We start from the raw sequence: 13,745 nt of genomic DNA on the forward strand, positions 1-13,745 counted from the left end.
TGGGAAGACGCAGCGGTGGCCCGGATGTCAGGGTCGATGCGTTCAGCGTGCATCGGACGATGCCTTCGCCGGCAGCCACACCTGCAGGTTGGGCCCGATACGGACAACGCGCACGTGCAGCTCGGTGGCCAGCTGGTCGCGGCTGCGCGCGGCCGTATCCGCGTCGGCCAGCACCGTGACCGGCTGCTGCCGCAGTGCGTCGCCGGCGATCCAGGTGCGGCCGCCGTGCCAGCGATCCAGATCCTGGACGACGGCAGCCAGCGGCGCGGAGACCCAGGCCAGCCGGCGTTCGCGCCATGCCAGCTGTGCCGGGGCTGCTGCAAGCGCGGTCGAGGGCGCAGTGCCATCGAAGCGCAGCTGCTGGCCGGCGGCCGCTTCGCTGCTGCCCGCGCCACCGTCCACGCGCACCTGGTGCTCGGTGACGGTCACTACGCTGGCATTGCCACTGACGGCGATGTCGAAGGCAGTACCCAGCGCCGTGACCGTGCCGTGCGGCGTATGCACCTGGAACGGACGGTCGCGATCAGGTGCGACCTGGAACCAGGCCTGGCCATGCCGCAGCTGCAACGTACGTCGGTTGGCATCGATGCGCACGCCCAGTTCGCTGTCCGGCGAGAGCTGCAGGCGAGAACCGTCCTGCAGGCGCACCTCTTCGATCTCGCCTGATGCCGTGCGCAGTGTCTTTTCCGGCAATGGGGCGTTGTGCCGGGTGTAGAGGCCGAGCGCCCACAGCAGCAGCACGGCGATGCCGGCTTCGCGCAGTCGCCGGCGCTGGCGACGCTGCTGTTGCCGTTGCAGGCTCGGCAGTGCTGCACCGGCCTGCCACAGCTGCAACAGGTGTTGGTATTGCGCCGCGTGGCGTGGATCGGCCTCGTACCACTTGGTGAAGGCAGCTTCGTCGCGCTGTTCGTCGTGCGCATGCAGCCACCAGCGCGCTGCTTCGCGGGCAATCGGATCCTGGCTCATGCGGCGGGCACCTGCTGCAGGGCCACCAGCGCGCGCAGCAGATGGCCATGCGCGGTCTGCCGGCTGATGCCGAGCTGGCGGCCGATGTCGGCCAGGCTGAGCTGTTCGACGCGCGCCAGCAGGAACACCTCGCGCGATCGCGGCGGCAGGGCGGCGATGATCGCATCGAGGTGGCGCAGTTGTTCGGCATCGAGCAGGCATTGCTCGGGCAATGGGGCGGGATCGGCGATGGCCTGCAGCTGCGCGTCATCCAAGGCCTCTTCGCGACGGCGCTGGATCAGGCGATAGTGGTCGGCGATCAGGTTGTGGGCGACGCGATACAGATAGGCGCGGCCATTGCTGAGCAGGCCGCTGGCGGCGACTTTGACGACACGCAGCCAGGTTTCCTGGACGACATCATCGGCGTCACTGCGTTGTGGGAGTTTGCGACGGACGTGGGCGTGCAGCGGCCGGTAATGGGCGGCGCACAGCTGCGCGACATCCGTCGATTCGACAGGCGTGGGCACGGGGCGGGCGAAGGCTGGGGAAGGGAACAGCCCGCGGCGGCAAGGGCAGCGGCATTACCTTACAGTAAAGAAGAATCATTTGCATCTGCGCTCAGAAGGGGGAGCGAGCGTGGGTTGCCACGTGCAGATAGCGCTACGGCGAGCGCGCGGCGTGTGCCATCTGCAGCAGCAGTCTGTGGGCCGGGAACAGGCGCAGGCTGGAGTAGCGGGCGCGGTAATAAGCATCCCAGTAGCTGGCGGCGCGTTGCCGGCAGAGGTCGACGAAGGCGTGGTTCTCGCCGATGAGCGCGGCATAGCGCTGCAGGCCGGTCTGTTGCGCCTGGATCGCCACGGCCGATGCGATCTCGTCCACGTACTCCCCCAGCAAGGTCAGCTGGAAGGCATGCACCCAGGGCATCGGCGAGGGCCCCAGCGTCTCGATCGCACGTTGCCGTACATGTCCGTCGCAGTGACGCGAGAGCAGGCAGAGGCAGAGGGTGCGCGTATCACCCTGCAGTTGGGATGCGAGCCGGAACAGGTCCGTGGCGTCGGCGTAGATACGATAGGGGAACCGCAGCAGCTCTCCTTCGATGCTGAGGCGGCGTTCACCACTGCCCGACAGGTTGTCGATCCGGCCCAGCCGTTGCTGAAGGTCGGTGCAGGTTGCCTGCAGTGCGCGGGGAACGTCGATCAATGCGACGGTTCCATCAGCGTGGTGCCGCGATAGTCGCAGTGGATCTGCAGGCTCTCCGTGGCGTTGGGGTGCAGATCGAAGCCGCACTGCTGCAGCGCATCCTTGGCCGCTGCAACGGCGTCGGCATGGCCGCTGACGCGCTGCTGCTGCCAGCGCAGTGGAGTGAACACACCCAGCGGAAGCAGGCGCAGGCGCTGGCCGTGCAGGACCAGCGAGACATCCACATGGCGTCCGTCCAGGTCGTGGCCATTGGCGCCGAAGATGGCGTCGATCTCATCATGGCGATGCCGATAGCAGCAGCGGAACACGGCGATGCCCAGCCGCCGGACCACGCGCCGGAAGCCGCCCAGCGGTCCCTGGCTGCATTCGAAGCCGCGGGTGACCAGCAGACGCAGCGTGGACGGCAGCAGTGCCTGCGCATCGAGCAGGCGCTGCAGAACCTCGGCCTCGAGGATGACCTGTGACGCGGGCCAGCGTGGGGCAATGCGCAGGCCATCGATGGTGCCGCGTGACAGTTTCAACATGCGTGAAGCTTCGCATGGGAGTGGGTCGCCGGGTAGTGCCGGCCGCTGGCCGGCACCCGGCGCGATGGTCAGAGATCGCGGTACTGGATCTGCGCGGCCAGCACGCGCAGGCCATCGGCGGTGCTGGAGAGGATGCGCTCCTCACCGATGCCCTTCTGCCGTTGCAGGGTGAAGCCTTCGGCAGCGGGCAGGCGTGCGGCGATGGCATCGATGCGTTGCAGCGCGTTGGGACCGTCGCAGTCGACATGGCCCCAATGGATGCCGTTGTGCTGGATGGTCAGGCGGTAATGCATGGGCGGATCTCCGGAAGATTGTGCAGCCACTGATGGAACATCGCGGTCGCCGCGGCGGCGAGGGGGCCGCCATAGCGTCGGGCGTGCGCGCGCAGGTCGATGGGATCGATGCCAGCTTCGGCCAGTTCCAGTGCATGGCCGATCAGCCAGCGTTCGAACTGGCGCGCGTCCAGTTCGGGATGGCATTGCAGGGCGAGGGCGTGGTGGCCGATGGCGAAGGCCTGGTGGCGACAGGCGGGCGTGCTGGCGAGGCGCCGCGCGCCCACCGGCAGTTCGAAGGCTTCGCCATGCCAGTGCAGCACCGGGATGCCCTGCAATGCCTGCAAGGGCGAGCGCTGGCCTTCGTCGGTGAGCAGCAGCGGTGCGAAACCAATTTCCTTGCCACCGGTGGGGGCGACGCCAGCGTGCAGTGCGCGCGCCATCAACTGGGCGCCGAGGCAGATGCCGAGCGTCGGCCGCTGCTGCTGCAGCCGACGCTGCAGCAACGCGATGCTGTCGGCGAGGAACGGATAGGCAGCTCCATCGTTGACGCTGATCGGTCCCCCCAGCACCACCAGCAGATCGGCATCTTCGGCGTCGTCGAGTGCATCCACGCCTGCCTGCAGGACCTTTACCTGCCACCCTTGTGCGAGCAGCAGCGGGTGCAGGGTGCCAAGATCTTCAAAGGCCACGTGCTGCAGGGCAACGGCGCGCTTCATGCCGGTGCTCCCGGAACGGGCCAGTAGAAGCTGTCGGGCGTGGAGCGTGCACCGAAGATCGCTTGTCCGACACGGACGACGGTGGCGCCTTCCTCGATGGCGACTTCAAAATCACCGGACATGCCCATCGATAGCTGCGACAGGTCGATGCCGGCCGGCGCTGTCTGCTGCAGCTGATCGCGCAGCTCGCGCAGGCGCACGAAGCAGGCGCGTACCCGTTCCACCTCGGGAGTGAAGATGGCCAGGGTCATCAGGCCGCGCACGCGCAGGCGGTCGAAGGCGGGCAGTTGCTGCACGAAGTCGGCCACCGCGGCCGGCTCCAGGCCGTATTTGCTGGGCTCGGCCGAAGTGTTGACCTGTACGAACACATCCAGCGTGCGGTCCTCCAGCAGCAGCCGCTGCTGAAGTGCCTCGGCCACGCGCAGACTGTCCAGCGCCTGGAACTCGCTGGCGAAGCGTGCGACGTAGCGGGCCTTGTTGGTCTGCAGGTGGCCGATGACCGACCAGTGCACGCCAAGGTCGGCCATGGCCTCGGCCTTGCGCTGCGCCTCCTGCACCTTGTTTTCGCCCAGTTCGTGGCAACCGGCGGCTACGGCCATGCGGATGCGCGCTTCATCGACGGTCTTGCTGACCGGCAGCAGGCGCACGCTGGCCGGATCACGACCGGCGCGGGCACAGGCACTGGCGATGCGCTGGCGCACGGTGGCGAGGTTGGCGGCGATCTGTTCGACGGACTGGGCGACGGGCCAGTCGGCGGGGGCGAGGGACATGGGGCACCTCCGGTGCGGGGTGGCCAGGGTGGGATACACTGGCACAGGACAAGAGATAGTTTGGCATAGGACAAAATGAAAATCACCGGGAGCAGCGCCGAAGCGATCTTCGACAGCATCCGCGAGGGCATCGGCAGCGGTCAGCTGGTGGCGGGCAGCGTACTGCCGCCGGTGCGGGATCTGGCCGATCAGCTGGGGGTCAACCGCAATACCGTGGCCGCCGCCTACAAGCGGCTGGATGCGGCGGGCCTGGCCAGTACGGCGGGGCGTCGCGGCACCGTGGTGCGCGGCCTGCCAGCGACGATGGCGCGCGAGGGCAGTGCGCCAGGGCTGGCCCTGCATGATCTGGCCGGCGGCAATCCGGATCCGCGCTGCCTGCCCAGCCTGCGCGTGGCTGCGACGGCCTCGCGCCTGTATGGGGTGGCGACGGTAGATCCACGCATGCAACGCCTGGCACGGGCCTCGCTGGATGCTGATTGCCCGCCGGGCTACGCGCTGGAACTGACCCATGGCGCGGTCGATGGCATCGAGCGCTTGTTGTCGGCGTGGCTGCTGCCGGGGGACCGCATCGCAGTGGAGGATCCCTGTTTCCTGGGCAGCCTCAATGTACTCGGTGCGGCCGGACACGCGCCGTTGCCGGTGGCGGTGGATGCGCACGGCATGCAGGTGGAATCGCTGCGGCAGGCGCTGGATGCAGGCGCACGTGCGGTGCTGCTGACCCCGCGCGCGCACAATCCCACCGGTGCCAGCCTGGATGCGAAGCGCGCGCGTGCGCTGCGCCAGTTGCTGGCCGGCTATCCGCAGGTGGCGGTGCTTATCGACGATCACTACGCGCTGCTCTCGCAGCAGGCCTATCACTCGGTGTTGCCGATGGACGGTCGGCGTTGGGCGTTGTTGCGTTCGTTGTCCAAGGCATTGGGCCCGGACCTGCGCGTGGCCTGGCTGGCCTGCGATGGGCAGACCGCGGCGCGCCTGCGCCTGCGCCTGGCGGCGGGCACCGGCTGGGTCAGCCATCTGCTGCAGGATGCGGTCAGTGCGGTACTGGAGTCGGCGCAGCAACGAGCGAAGGTCGCAGCGGCCGGTGAGCGCTACCAGCAGCGGCTGCAGGGTCTGCAGGCGCTGTTGCAGGCGCGTGGGCTGCCGACACCCATGCCGATGGAAGGTTTGAATCTGTGGCTGCCACTGCCGGCCGACAGCACGCCACAGGTGCTGGCGCTGGCCGCGCGTGGCTGGCATGTGCGCGGGGGTGAAGTCTTTGCCGTGTCTGCACCGGCGCATGGGCTGCGCATCACCTGCGCGGCACTCGGCCCGCCGCAGCAACGGCGATTGGCCGATGACCTGGCGGCGGTGATGCGCTGAGCGTGCTCAGGGCGCGGCGCTGGCGCCGGGGCGCACGTAGTAGGACTGGCCGCTGTCGTCGAGGAACACCAGCTCCGGCTTGCCCTGCCAGGAACTCAGCATGGCGCCGGTGTTGTTCTGGTGCTTGACCATCAGGCTGGCGCCGCGGTCCGGGTTGGCGACCACTTTGAAGACTTCGGTGGTGCCAGTGGCATCGTCAAGGGTCAGCAGCGCTTCGCCACCCCGGTCGCTGGTGCCGTAGCCGCCGCGCTCGGAACCATCGGGGCCGAGCAGGATCAGGCCGGACAGCGCGGTGGCACGCGGCCCCTGCGGACGGCCCTGGCTGAGGGGATCGGGGACCGGTGCACCGAGGATCACCCGCGGCTGGCCGCTGGCATCGTGGATGATCAGGCCGCGCGCTTCGATCACGCGTTGCGGTGACTGGCTGCGATGCAGGTTCCAGGCGGTCCAGCCGGAAACGAGCAACGCGAGTGTGGCGACCACCAGGGTGATCAGGGTCAGGGCACGAGCCATTGTGTATTCCTTCCTTGGACATGGCCGACGATAGCGGAATCCGGTCGATCATGGCCAGTTCGTTGTGTGACGATGTGTATCGTCAATGGAAGTCGCGGCTGTGGCTGCGCAGTCCCTGCAGCAGTTCGTCCAGGCAGTGCATGCGCTGCACGATCACATGCTGCACGCCATCCACGCGTTCCAGTCGGCCATCGATCTGCATCAGCTGCGTGTCTACCAGGATGCGGTGCTGGCGGTCGGCCAGATGTCGCCAGACCACGGCGTTGACCATGCCGGTTTCATCTTCCAGGGTAATGAAGGTGACGCCGCTGGCGGTCTGCGGGCGCTGGCGCATGCGTACCAGGCCGGCGATGCGTATGCGCCGGCCATGGCCGTGGTTGGCCAGCTGCGCGGCATCCAGGCAGCCACGGGTTCGCAGCTGCGCGCGCAGGAACGACATCGGATGGCGGCCCAAGGTGGTACCGGTGCTGCGGTAGTCGGCCTGCATGTCTTCCCAGGCACTGGGCAGGGGCAGGGCCACGCGTGCTTCGGCGGTGGCGCGGGCCTGGTCGAACAACGGCAGGCGGTTCTCCACGCCGGAGATATCCCAGCGTGCACGGTGGCGATGGCCGCTGAGGCCGCGCAGGGCACCAGCATCGGCGAGCAGGCCCTGCTGGCGGCGATCCAGTGTGGTGCGCTGGCAGAGGTCGCCGACATCGTCGAACGGGCGCCGCGCGCGTTCGCGCATGATGGCCTGCGCGGCCGGTTCGCTGCAGCCATCGACCAGGCGCAGGCCGAGGCGGATTGCCGCCGCGCCTTTGCTGAAGTCCAGCGTGCAGTCCCAATCACTGTGGCGCACGTCCACCGGCAGTACGGTGATGCCATGCCGGCGCGCATCCTGCAGCAGCTGGTCGGGGCTGTAGAAGCCCAGCGGCTGGCTGTTGATCAGGCTGGCGGCGAACGCGGCCGGATGATGGCACTTCAGCCAGCAGCTGGCATAGGTGAGCAGGGCGAAGCTGGCGGCGTGGCTTTCGGGAAATCCGTAATCGCCGAAGCCCTTGATCTGCTCGAACAGGTGTTCGCCATACTCGCGGCTGAAGTTGTTTTCCATCATGCCAGCCAGCAGCTTTTCGCGATGGGGCTCCAGGCCACCACGACGCTTCCAGGCGGCCATCGAGCGGCGCAGGGCATCGGCTTCGCCGGCGGTGTAGTTGGCCGCATCCACCGCCAGCTGCATCACCTGTTCCTGGAACAAGGGCACGCCCAGAGTGCGCGCGAACACGCGTTCCAGTCGCGCTGGATACAGCGGGTTGTCCGGGTCGTTCAACGCATCCGGGCCCTGTTCACGCAGGATCCGCCGACGTTCCAGGTAGGGGTGGACCATGTCGCCCTGGATCGGACCGGGGCGCACGATCGCCACCTCGATCACCAGGTCATAGAAATTGCGCGGTTGCATGCGTGGCAGCATCGCCATCTGCGCGCGCGATTCGATCTGGAACACGCCGATGGTGTCGGCGGCGCAGATCATGTCGTAGGTCCTGGCATCTTTGGAGGGAATGGCATCCATCCGCCCTGCATGCAGGCCATGCTGCTGCAGCATCGCCAGGCATTTGCGGATGGCGGTGAGCATGCCCAGCGCCAGGCAGTCGACCTTCATCAGGCCGGTGGCGTCCAGGTCGTCCTTGTCCCACTGGATGACGGTGCGGTCGGCCATCGCCGCGTTTTCCACCGGTACCAGGGTCGACAGCGGGTGTTCGGAAATCACGAAGCCGCCCGGATGCTGCGACAGGTGGCGCGGAAAATCGATCAGCTCGGCGGTCAATGCCAGCAGCCGTCGCATCAACGGTGTTTCCGGATCAAAACCACGCTCGCGCAGGGTTTCCGGCAGTGGGATGTTGCCGCCCCAATGGTCCATCGCCGCGCCCAGCTCGTTGACCTGGTCCATCGGCAGGCCCAGCGCACGGGCGACATCGCGGATAGCGCTGCGGCCACGATAGCTGATCGCCACCGCCGTCAACGCGGCACGCTCGCGGCCATAGCGGTTGAACACGTACTGCAGCACTTCCTCGCGGCGCTCGTGCTCGAAATCGATGTCGATGTCCGGTGGTTCATCACGCTCGGCGGAGATGAAGCGCTCGAACAGCAGGTTGCTGCGCGCCGGGTCGATCTCGGTCACGCCCAGTACGAAACACACCGCCGAATTGGCCGCCGAACCGCGCCCCTGGCACAGAATGCCCTTGCTGCGCGCGAAGCCTACGATGTCCTGCACGGTGAGGAAGTAGGACGCGTACTGTTTCTTCGCGATCAGGTCCAGCTCGTGTTCGATCTGCTCACGTTGCGCGGGCTCGATGCCCTTTGGCCAACGCCAGGGAATATTTTTCTCGACCAAGGCGCGCAGCCAGCTGTCCGGGTCGTGGCCCCCGGGTACCAGTTCGCGCGGGTAGGTGTATTTCAGCTGGTCCAGGGTGAAGTGGCAGCATTCGGCGATGCGCAGGGTTTCAGCCAGCAGTCCGGGCGGATACAGCTGGGCCAGTGCGGTGCGTGGGCGCAGATGGCGCTCGCCGTTGGCAAACAGCCGCCAGCCGGCCTCGGCCACGCTGCAGCGGTGGCGGATCGCAGTCAGCGTGTCCTGCAGGGCGCGGCGCCGGCGCACGTGCATGTGCACGTCACCACTGGCGACCAGTGGCAACTGGTGGCGTTCGCCGAAAGCCTGCAGCTGCTGCAGCCGGCGCGTGTCGTCGTGTTCGTGATGCAGCTCCACCGCCAGCCACAGGCGCTGCGGAAAACAACGGCGCAGCAGTTCCAGTTCGGTGGCCGCCGGTTGCCGGTCCAGCCACAGGCACAGCAGGCCCTCGGGGAGTCCATGCAGATCCTCGCGCAGGCAGCGGTATTCGCCCTTGGCCGCCCGCCGCCGGCAGGTGGTGATCAGCTGGCACAGCCCGGCATAGGCGGCCTGGTCGGTGCACAGCAGGGCCAGTTTCGGCCCATCTTCAACCTGGAATTCGGCGCCGACGATCAGTGCCACGCCGTGTGCCTTCGCCGCCTGCCACGCGCGCACGATGCCGGCCAACGAGCACTCATCGGTGATCGCCAACGCGCGATAGCCTTGGCCAGCGGCGCGTGCGAACAGCTCCTCGGCGATGGAGGCGCCACGCTGGAAACTGAAGGCCGACAGGCAATGCAGCTCAGCGTACCCGGGTAGATCGGTGTGCATGGGGATCAACCGAACCAGCCGTGCAGCATCCACGGTGCATGCGGATCATTGCGCGTGCGGAAGGCCCAACCACGCTGGCCCTGCGCGGTTTCCACCACGTAATAGTCGCGGCGTGCGTCGGCCTGGTCCCACCAGCCCGATTCGATCCGCTCCGGCCCGGCGACGATGCGCAGGCGCGGATCGCGCAGCGGCTGCGGCGTGTCCAGCAGCCAGCCGGGACGCAGCGGCCAGTACGCCGGTGGCTTGGCCGGTGGCTGGGTGCCGCTGGCGCGCTCGGGGCGGTGGTCGGCCTGCACGGCCAGCGGCTGCACGGCGTCATCGCCGAGGCGGGCACGCAGGCGCTCGCGCAGCTGTGTCCATGGCATCGCCTGCGCTGGACGCGTATCGAACAGATCACGCGCGGCCGGCACGAACGGCGGCAGCTGCTCGGCCTGCAGGCGCAACGCACGGCTGCCGGCGGGCAGGGCGAAGGCTTCCATGCGGTTGCGCGCGATCTCGAACAGCAGCGCCGCATCGCGTTCGGGGGCCAGCAGGCCGATGGTCAGCACGCTGGCCGGCAGCAGGTCATGCTCGAAATGCAGGTCGAAACGCTGCACGCCGCCATCGCGTGAACACAGGAATGCGGCCAGGTCCAGCAGCAGGCGCCGCAGCGGGAACAGCAGGGCCTGGCTGGATTCGATCTCGTATTCGAATTCGATGCGCGCATCGAACCGGTCCGGCGGCTGGTAATAGCGCAACGGCGCGTTGCCCAGGCCGCGCACGGCATCCAGCTGCTGCAGCACCCCGGGGGCGAAGCGGCGGGCCAGGCTCTCGCGTGGCAGGTCGAAGGCCGCGCCCAGCGTGCGCAGGCCGGAGCGTGCCAGCACGGTCACCGCATCAACGGGCAGGCCACTACGTGCCAGTGGCAGCTGCGCCAGTGCGGCGGGCAGTTGCTGCGCATCGATGCCAAGGCCATCGTGCACATTGGCCAGCACGCGCGCGGCATGCGGGTTGGGGGCGGCGACCAGGCGATGGCGGAAGCCCAGTTCGTGCAGGCCATGGCGCAGGCGTTGTTCGATCGTCAGCCAATCGCCGAACAGGGCACGGCTGGCACCGATCTCCAGCACCAGCGCATGCGGAAAATCGAGGCTGACCAGCGAACTGGTGGCATACAGCCAGCTGGCCAGCAACTGCCGGGTGTGCTGTTCGGCGCTGGGATCGTAGTCGTGCAGCTGCAGGTCCTGCACCAGCACCTGCGCGGCCGACAGCAGCATGCCCGGGCGCAGCCCCGCTGCCCGCGCGGCAGGGCTGACCGCACGCAGCACACGACGCTGCGCCGGCCCCTGCAGCAGCACCAGCGGCCGCTGCGGGTCCGGCTGCAGGCGCAGTACGCTGTCCAGCGCCAGCTGCGGCAACAACAGGCAGGCCCAGTGCATGGCGCGGCCTCAGTGGGCGATGGCCAGCGGCAACGGCTGCGCCGGTGGCAGCCCGCCGCGGCACTTCAACACCCGCACCTGGCCGTGGTCGAGCTGCAGGCGCAGGCTGGCCGGGGAGGGGTTGCGGGCGGCGCGGGCTTCGCGGAACACGAAACCCAGGCACTGGCCGCTGTCGGCGGCAACCTGCAGGCGGCGCAGGGCGCGATCGTCGGCCTGCTGCGGCCAGCACAGCACGGCGGCGCAGGCAGCAGAGCGCAGGCACTGCTCGGTCGCCCACAGGGCCTGCTTTGGTGCGGCGTGGATGATCTGCAGCTGGGCCAGGTCGAGCCCGGCAGCGGCCCATGCCGGAGCATGCGGGCGGTAGGGCGGGGCGACCAGCACGATCGGCCGTTCGCGCTGGCTCAGCTTTGCCAGCGCCGGCCAGACCAGGGCTAGTTCGCCGACCCCGGGTGCGGCCTGCAGCACTTCGCACAGCCCGCTGGCCGGCCAGCCACCGCCGGGCAGGCGCGCGTCCAGCGCCGGGTGGCCACTGGCCAGATGGTCGCTGGCCTGGCCCTGGCGTGCCGGCCCGCGCCAGACCTGGCGGCCGTCCAGCAGGCGGTCGAGGGCGACGACGGCGCCCATCAGCCGGTCCTCCGAGGGAGGCGCCGGGCTGGCAGGAAGCAGCAGGAGTTGGTGGAAACGGCAGGCATGGAGCGAGTATCGACAGGCCGGTATCAGGGGCTGAGACCGGACATGCTACTCGGCTTGTGAGTAATATTACTAATGAAATCGGAGAGTGGGGTTTCAGCTTGCTGAAGGAGGTAAGGCATCCACGCATGGCGTGGATCTACTGGGGAATGGGTGGCCTGGCCACAGTAGATCCACGCCATGCGTGGATGGGGGAAATGCGGTACCGACCAAGGTCGGCACCCACCGCGGTTTGCCGGGAATGGAGTGACCTTCCCTCAGTAGATCCACGCCATGCGTGGATGAGGAAAAGGCGGTGCCAACCAAGGTCGGCACCCACCGCGGTTTGCCGGGAATGGAGTGGCCTTCACCCTGGCCCGGCGCTATCGGGTCACGGGCGGACCGGCAGGGCCACCGGGCGCAGCGGGGCGGCGTCGCCACCGCGGATCTTCAGCGGGCCACCGATGAAGGCGAACTCGTAGACCTTGTCACGGGCCAGTTCATCCAGCGCCACTAGTTCGATGATCGGCGCGCCCTGCTGCGCCAGCAGGTAGGTGTGCAGCGGCACGTAGTCGTCGGACACTTCGGAGGGGAAGGTCTCGAAGCTGAGGTTGTCGGCGCCGACGATCATCGCGCCGCTGTCCTCGACCAGGAAGCGCGCCGCATCCAGGCCCATCCCCGGCGGGTTGGCCATGTAGGCCCTGGGCTGTTCGAACAGGCGCATGCGACCGGTGCGGATCAGCACGATGTCGCCCTGCTGCAACTGCACGTGCTGGCGCGCCAGCGCATCCTTCAGGTCCTGGCGGGTGACGCGATAGCTGTCCGGCAGCATGTCCATGCCCTTGGCACCGGCCACGTCGATCAGCACGCCACGCGCGATCAGCGGCGGGAACTTCTCGATGCCGGTGACGTTCCAGCCGCGGTCGCCGAGGTGCTTGTCGGCCTCGAAGCCATTCCAGATCTTTCCATGGATGCCGAAGTGGTTCAGCGCATCGATGTGGGTGCCGGTGTGGCTGTACATCGAGAACGCGGTGCCGGTGTAGCTGCGGGTGAGGTTCATCGTCTCGCCCACGCCCATCGGGTCGTCCATCACCGTGCCGCGCGGGGTGTGGGTCATCCAGAACTGGTAGTGCGGGTCGCCGGCATCCTGCCAGCTGGGCATGCCGACGTAGTACTCGGTGGCCAGATCGTAGGCTTTGCCGCCGCTGACCCGCGACAGGATCGCCGCGCGCGAGGCCTCGGTGATCAGGTTGAGGCGGCCGATCTCGTCCTTCGGCCCCCAGGGGCTGGTGCCTACCTGCTGGCCGGAAGGAACGCGTTCGTGTGCGGATACGGGAATGCTGACGGCGGCGCCGGCCAGCAGCAGGGCCAGGGCGGTGCCCAGGGTACGTGGGGTCATGGGAAATCTCCTTGCAGGGTGGGGGAATGGTGCGGCTCAGGCCGCGACCAGCGGCGCCAAGGCCTGGCGCAGTTGCGGCAGAGGCAGGGTCTGCAGGCGCAGGCCGTTGCCGGTGATGACGGTGGGAATGGAGCGGATGCCGAGCGCGGCAGCTTCAGCGCGGTCGGCCTGCACGCGCTGGCGCACCTCGTCGCTGCGCATCCGGTCGGCGAAGACGCCACGCCGATGCCCCAGGTGTTCGGCGATATCGAGCAGCACTTCGGCATCGCCGATGTTGCGGTGCTGGTGCAGGTGTGCCCACTGCACGGCATCGAACATCGCGCCGTGCGCGTCGTTGCCGCCGAGCATGCCGGCGGCCTGGCACGCCAGTGCGCCAAGCCATCCGGAGGGGTACTCGAAGTCCTCGGCACGCATGCCGTCGACATCGATGCGTGCGCTGTCGTCATGCGCGGCGCAGTCGGCCCAGTGGCGCAGGATGATGGCCTTGGCGCGCGGCATCGAGCCGAACACCTCGATCATCTGTTCGCGCGAGTCCTGCAGCACGAAGCTGCGGTGGCGGACCTGGATGCCGAGTTCGGTCGAGACCTGCAGCAGGCGCGGGGCCAGCACGAAGCACCAGCCGCAGACCACGTCATGGAAGAAATCGACCACCGGCGCAGTGGTGGTCAGTGAAGGAGAGGCGATCATCGGCCTGCCGTCCGTGAGAGGGGAGGCGGCAGAGTAGGTGTCGCCGCCGGGCCGAAACAGCACGCGGCGGGCAGCTCAGT

The 13,745-nt window shown here is 68.2% G+C and carries 14 protein-coding genes; 1 reads left to right on the forward strand and 13 read right to left on the reverse strand.

Annotated elements, in window-relative coordinates; all coding sequences use genetic code 11:
• Positions 1–42: 42 nt before the first annotated feature.
• The 7 genes from QOL57_RS15180 to QOL57_RS15210 all read right to left on the reverse strand — a co-directional run bounded on the left by QOL57_RS15180 (position 43) and on the right by QOL57_RS15210 (position 4,430).
• Positions 43–966, reverse strand: coding sequence for a FecR domain-containing protein (locus tag QOL57_RS15180; protein ID WP_089235973.1), 924 nt, complete (start codon positions 964–966; stop codon positions 43–45).
• Positions 963–1,472 (reverse strand): RNA polymerase sigma factor, encoded by a 510-nt coding sequence (locus QOL57_RS15185; protein WP_089235972.1) that lies wholly within the window; start codon positions 1,470–1,472, stop codon positions 963–965. The genes QOL57_RS15180 and QOL57_RS15185 overlap by 4 nt, the downstream gene beginning before the upstream one ends.
• A 133-nt stretch (positions 1,473–1,605) precedes the next feature.
• Positions 1,606–2,145, reverse strand: coding sequence for a hypothetical protein (locus tag QOL57_RS15190; RefSeq protein ID WP_089235971.1), 540 nt, complete (start codon positions 2,143–2,145; stop codon positions 1,606–1,608).
• Positions 2,142–2,669 (reverse strand): hypothetical protein, encoded by a 528-nt coding sequence (locus QOL57_RS15195; RefSeq protein WP_089235970.1) that lies wholly within the window; start codon positions 2,667–2,669, stop codon positions 2,142–2,144. Before QOL57_RS15195 ends, QOL57_RS15190 begins: the two co-directional genes overlap by 4 nt.
• Positions 2,670–2,737: 68 nt before the next feature.
• The gene (locus QOL57_RS15200; protein WP_032975245.1) at positions 2,738–2,962 is read right to left on the reverse strand and encodes a hypothetical protein; all 225 of its coding nucleotides are present in this window, start codon (positions 2,960–2,962) and stop codon (positions 2,738–2,740) included.
• Positions 2,947–3,660 (reverse strand): glutamine amidotransferase, encoded by a 714-nt coding sequence (locus tag QOL57_RS15205; protein ID WP_089235969.1) that lies wholly within the window; start codon positions 3,658–3,660, stop codon positions 2,947–2,949. Before QOL57_RS15205 ends, QOL57_RS15200 begins: the two co-directional genes overlap by 16 nt.
• Positions 3,657–4,430 carry a YggS family pyridoxal phosphate-dependent enzyme gene (locus QOL57_RS15210; protein ID WP_089235968.1) on the reverse strand — a complete coding sequence of 258 codons (774 nt, stop codon included), beginning with the start codon at positions 4,428–4,430 and terminating at the stop codon, positions 3,657–3,659. The genes QOL57_RS15205 and QOL57_RS15210 overlap by 4 nt, the downstream gene beginning before the upstream one ends.
• Positions 4,431–4,505: 75 nt before the next feature.
• On the opposite strand from QOL57_RS15210, the gene ptsJ reads away from it, so the two are divergent.
• On the forward strand, positions 4,506–5,789 hold the full coding sequence (gene ptsJ / locus QOL57_RS15215; protein WP_089235967.1) for a transcriptional regulator PtsJ: 1,284 nt from the start codon (positions 4,506–4,508) through the stop codon (positions 5,787–5,789).
• A 6-nt stretch (positions 5,790–5,795) separates the two neighbouring features.
• On the opposite strand, the gene QOL57_RS15220 is transcribed toward ptsJ, so the two are convergent.
• The 6 genes from QOL57_RS15220 to QOL57_RS15245 all read right to left on the reverse strand — a co-directional run bounded on the left by QOL57_RS15220 (position 5,796) and on the right by QOL57_RS15245 (position 13,665).
• The gene (locus tag QOL57_RS15220) at positions 5,796–6,302 is read right to left on the reverse strand and encodes a hypothetical protein (protein ID WP_089235966.1); all 507 of its coding nucleotides are present in this window, start codon (positions 6,300–6,302) and stop codon (positions 5,796–5,798) included.
• An 82-nt stretch (positions 6,303–6,384) separates the two neighbouring features.
• Positions 6,385–9,495 (reverse strand): error-prone DNA polymerase, encoded by a 3,111-nt coding sequence (locus QOL57_RS15225; RefSeq protein WP_089237987.1) that lies wholly within the window; start codon positions 9,493–9,495, stop codon positions 6,385–6,387.
• A 5-nt stretch (positions 9,496–9,500) separates the two neighbouring features.
• Positions 9,501–10,910, reverse strand: coding sequence for a DNA polymerase Y family protein (locus QOL57_RS15230; RefSeq protein WP_089235965.1), 1,410 nt, complete (start codon positions 10,908–10,910; stop codon positions 9,501–9,503).
• A gap of 9 nt (positions 10,911–10,919) precedes the next feature.
• Entirely contained in the window at positions 10,920–11,534 is a 615-nt protein-coding gene (gene imuA, locus QOL57_RS15235; RefSeq protein WP_089235964.1) for a translesion DNA synthesis-associated protein ImuA, read from the reverse strand.
• Positions 11,535–11,970: 436 nt separating this feature from the next.
• Positions 11,971–12,978: a cyclase family protein gene (locus QOL57_RS15240; RefSeq protein WP_089235963.1), complete on the reverse strand. Its 1,008-nt coding sequence runs from the start codon at positions 12,976–12,978 to the stop codon at positions 11,971–11,973.
• A 36-nt stretch (positions 12,979–13,014) separates the two neighbouring features.
• Positions 13,015–13,665 carry a DsbA family protein gene (locus tag QOL57_RS15245; RefSeq protein WP_089235962.1) on the reverse strand — a complete coding sequence of 217 codons (651 nt, stop codon included), beginning with the start codon at positions 13,663–13,665 and terminating at the stop codon, positions 13,015–13,017.
• Between the last annotated feature and the right edge of the window lie 80 nt (positions 13,666–13,745).

The sequence above is a fragment of the Stenotrophomonas sp. yr243 genome (assembly GCF_900184195.1).
GTDB classification, from domain to species: Bacteria; Pseudomonadota; Gammaproteobacteria; order Xanthomonadales; family Xanthomonadaceae; genus Stenotrophomonas; species Stenotrophomonas lactitubi.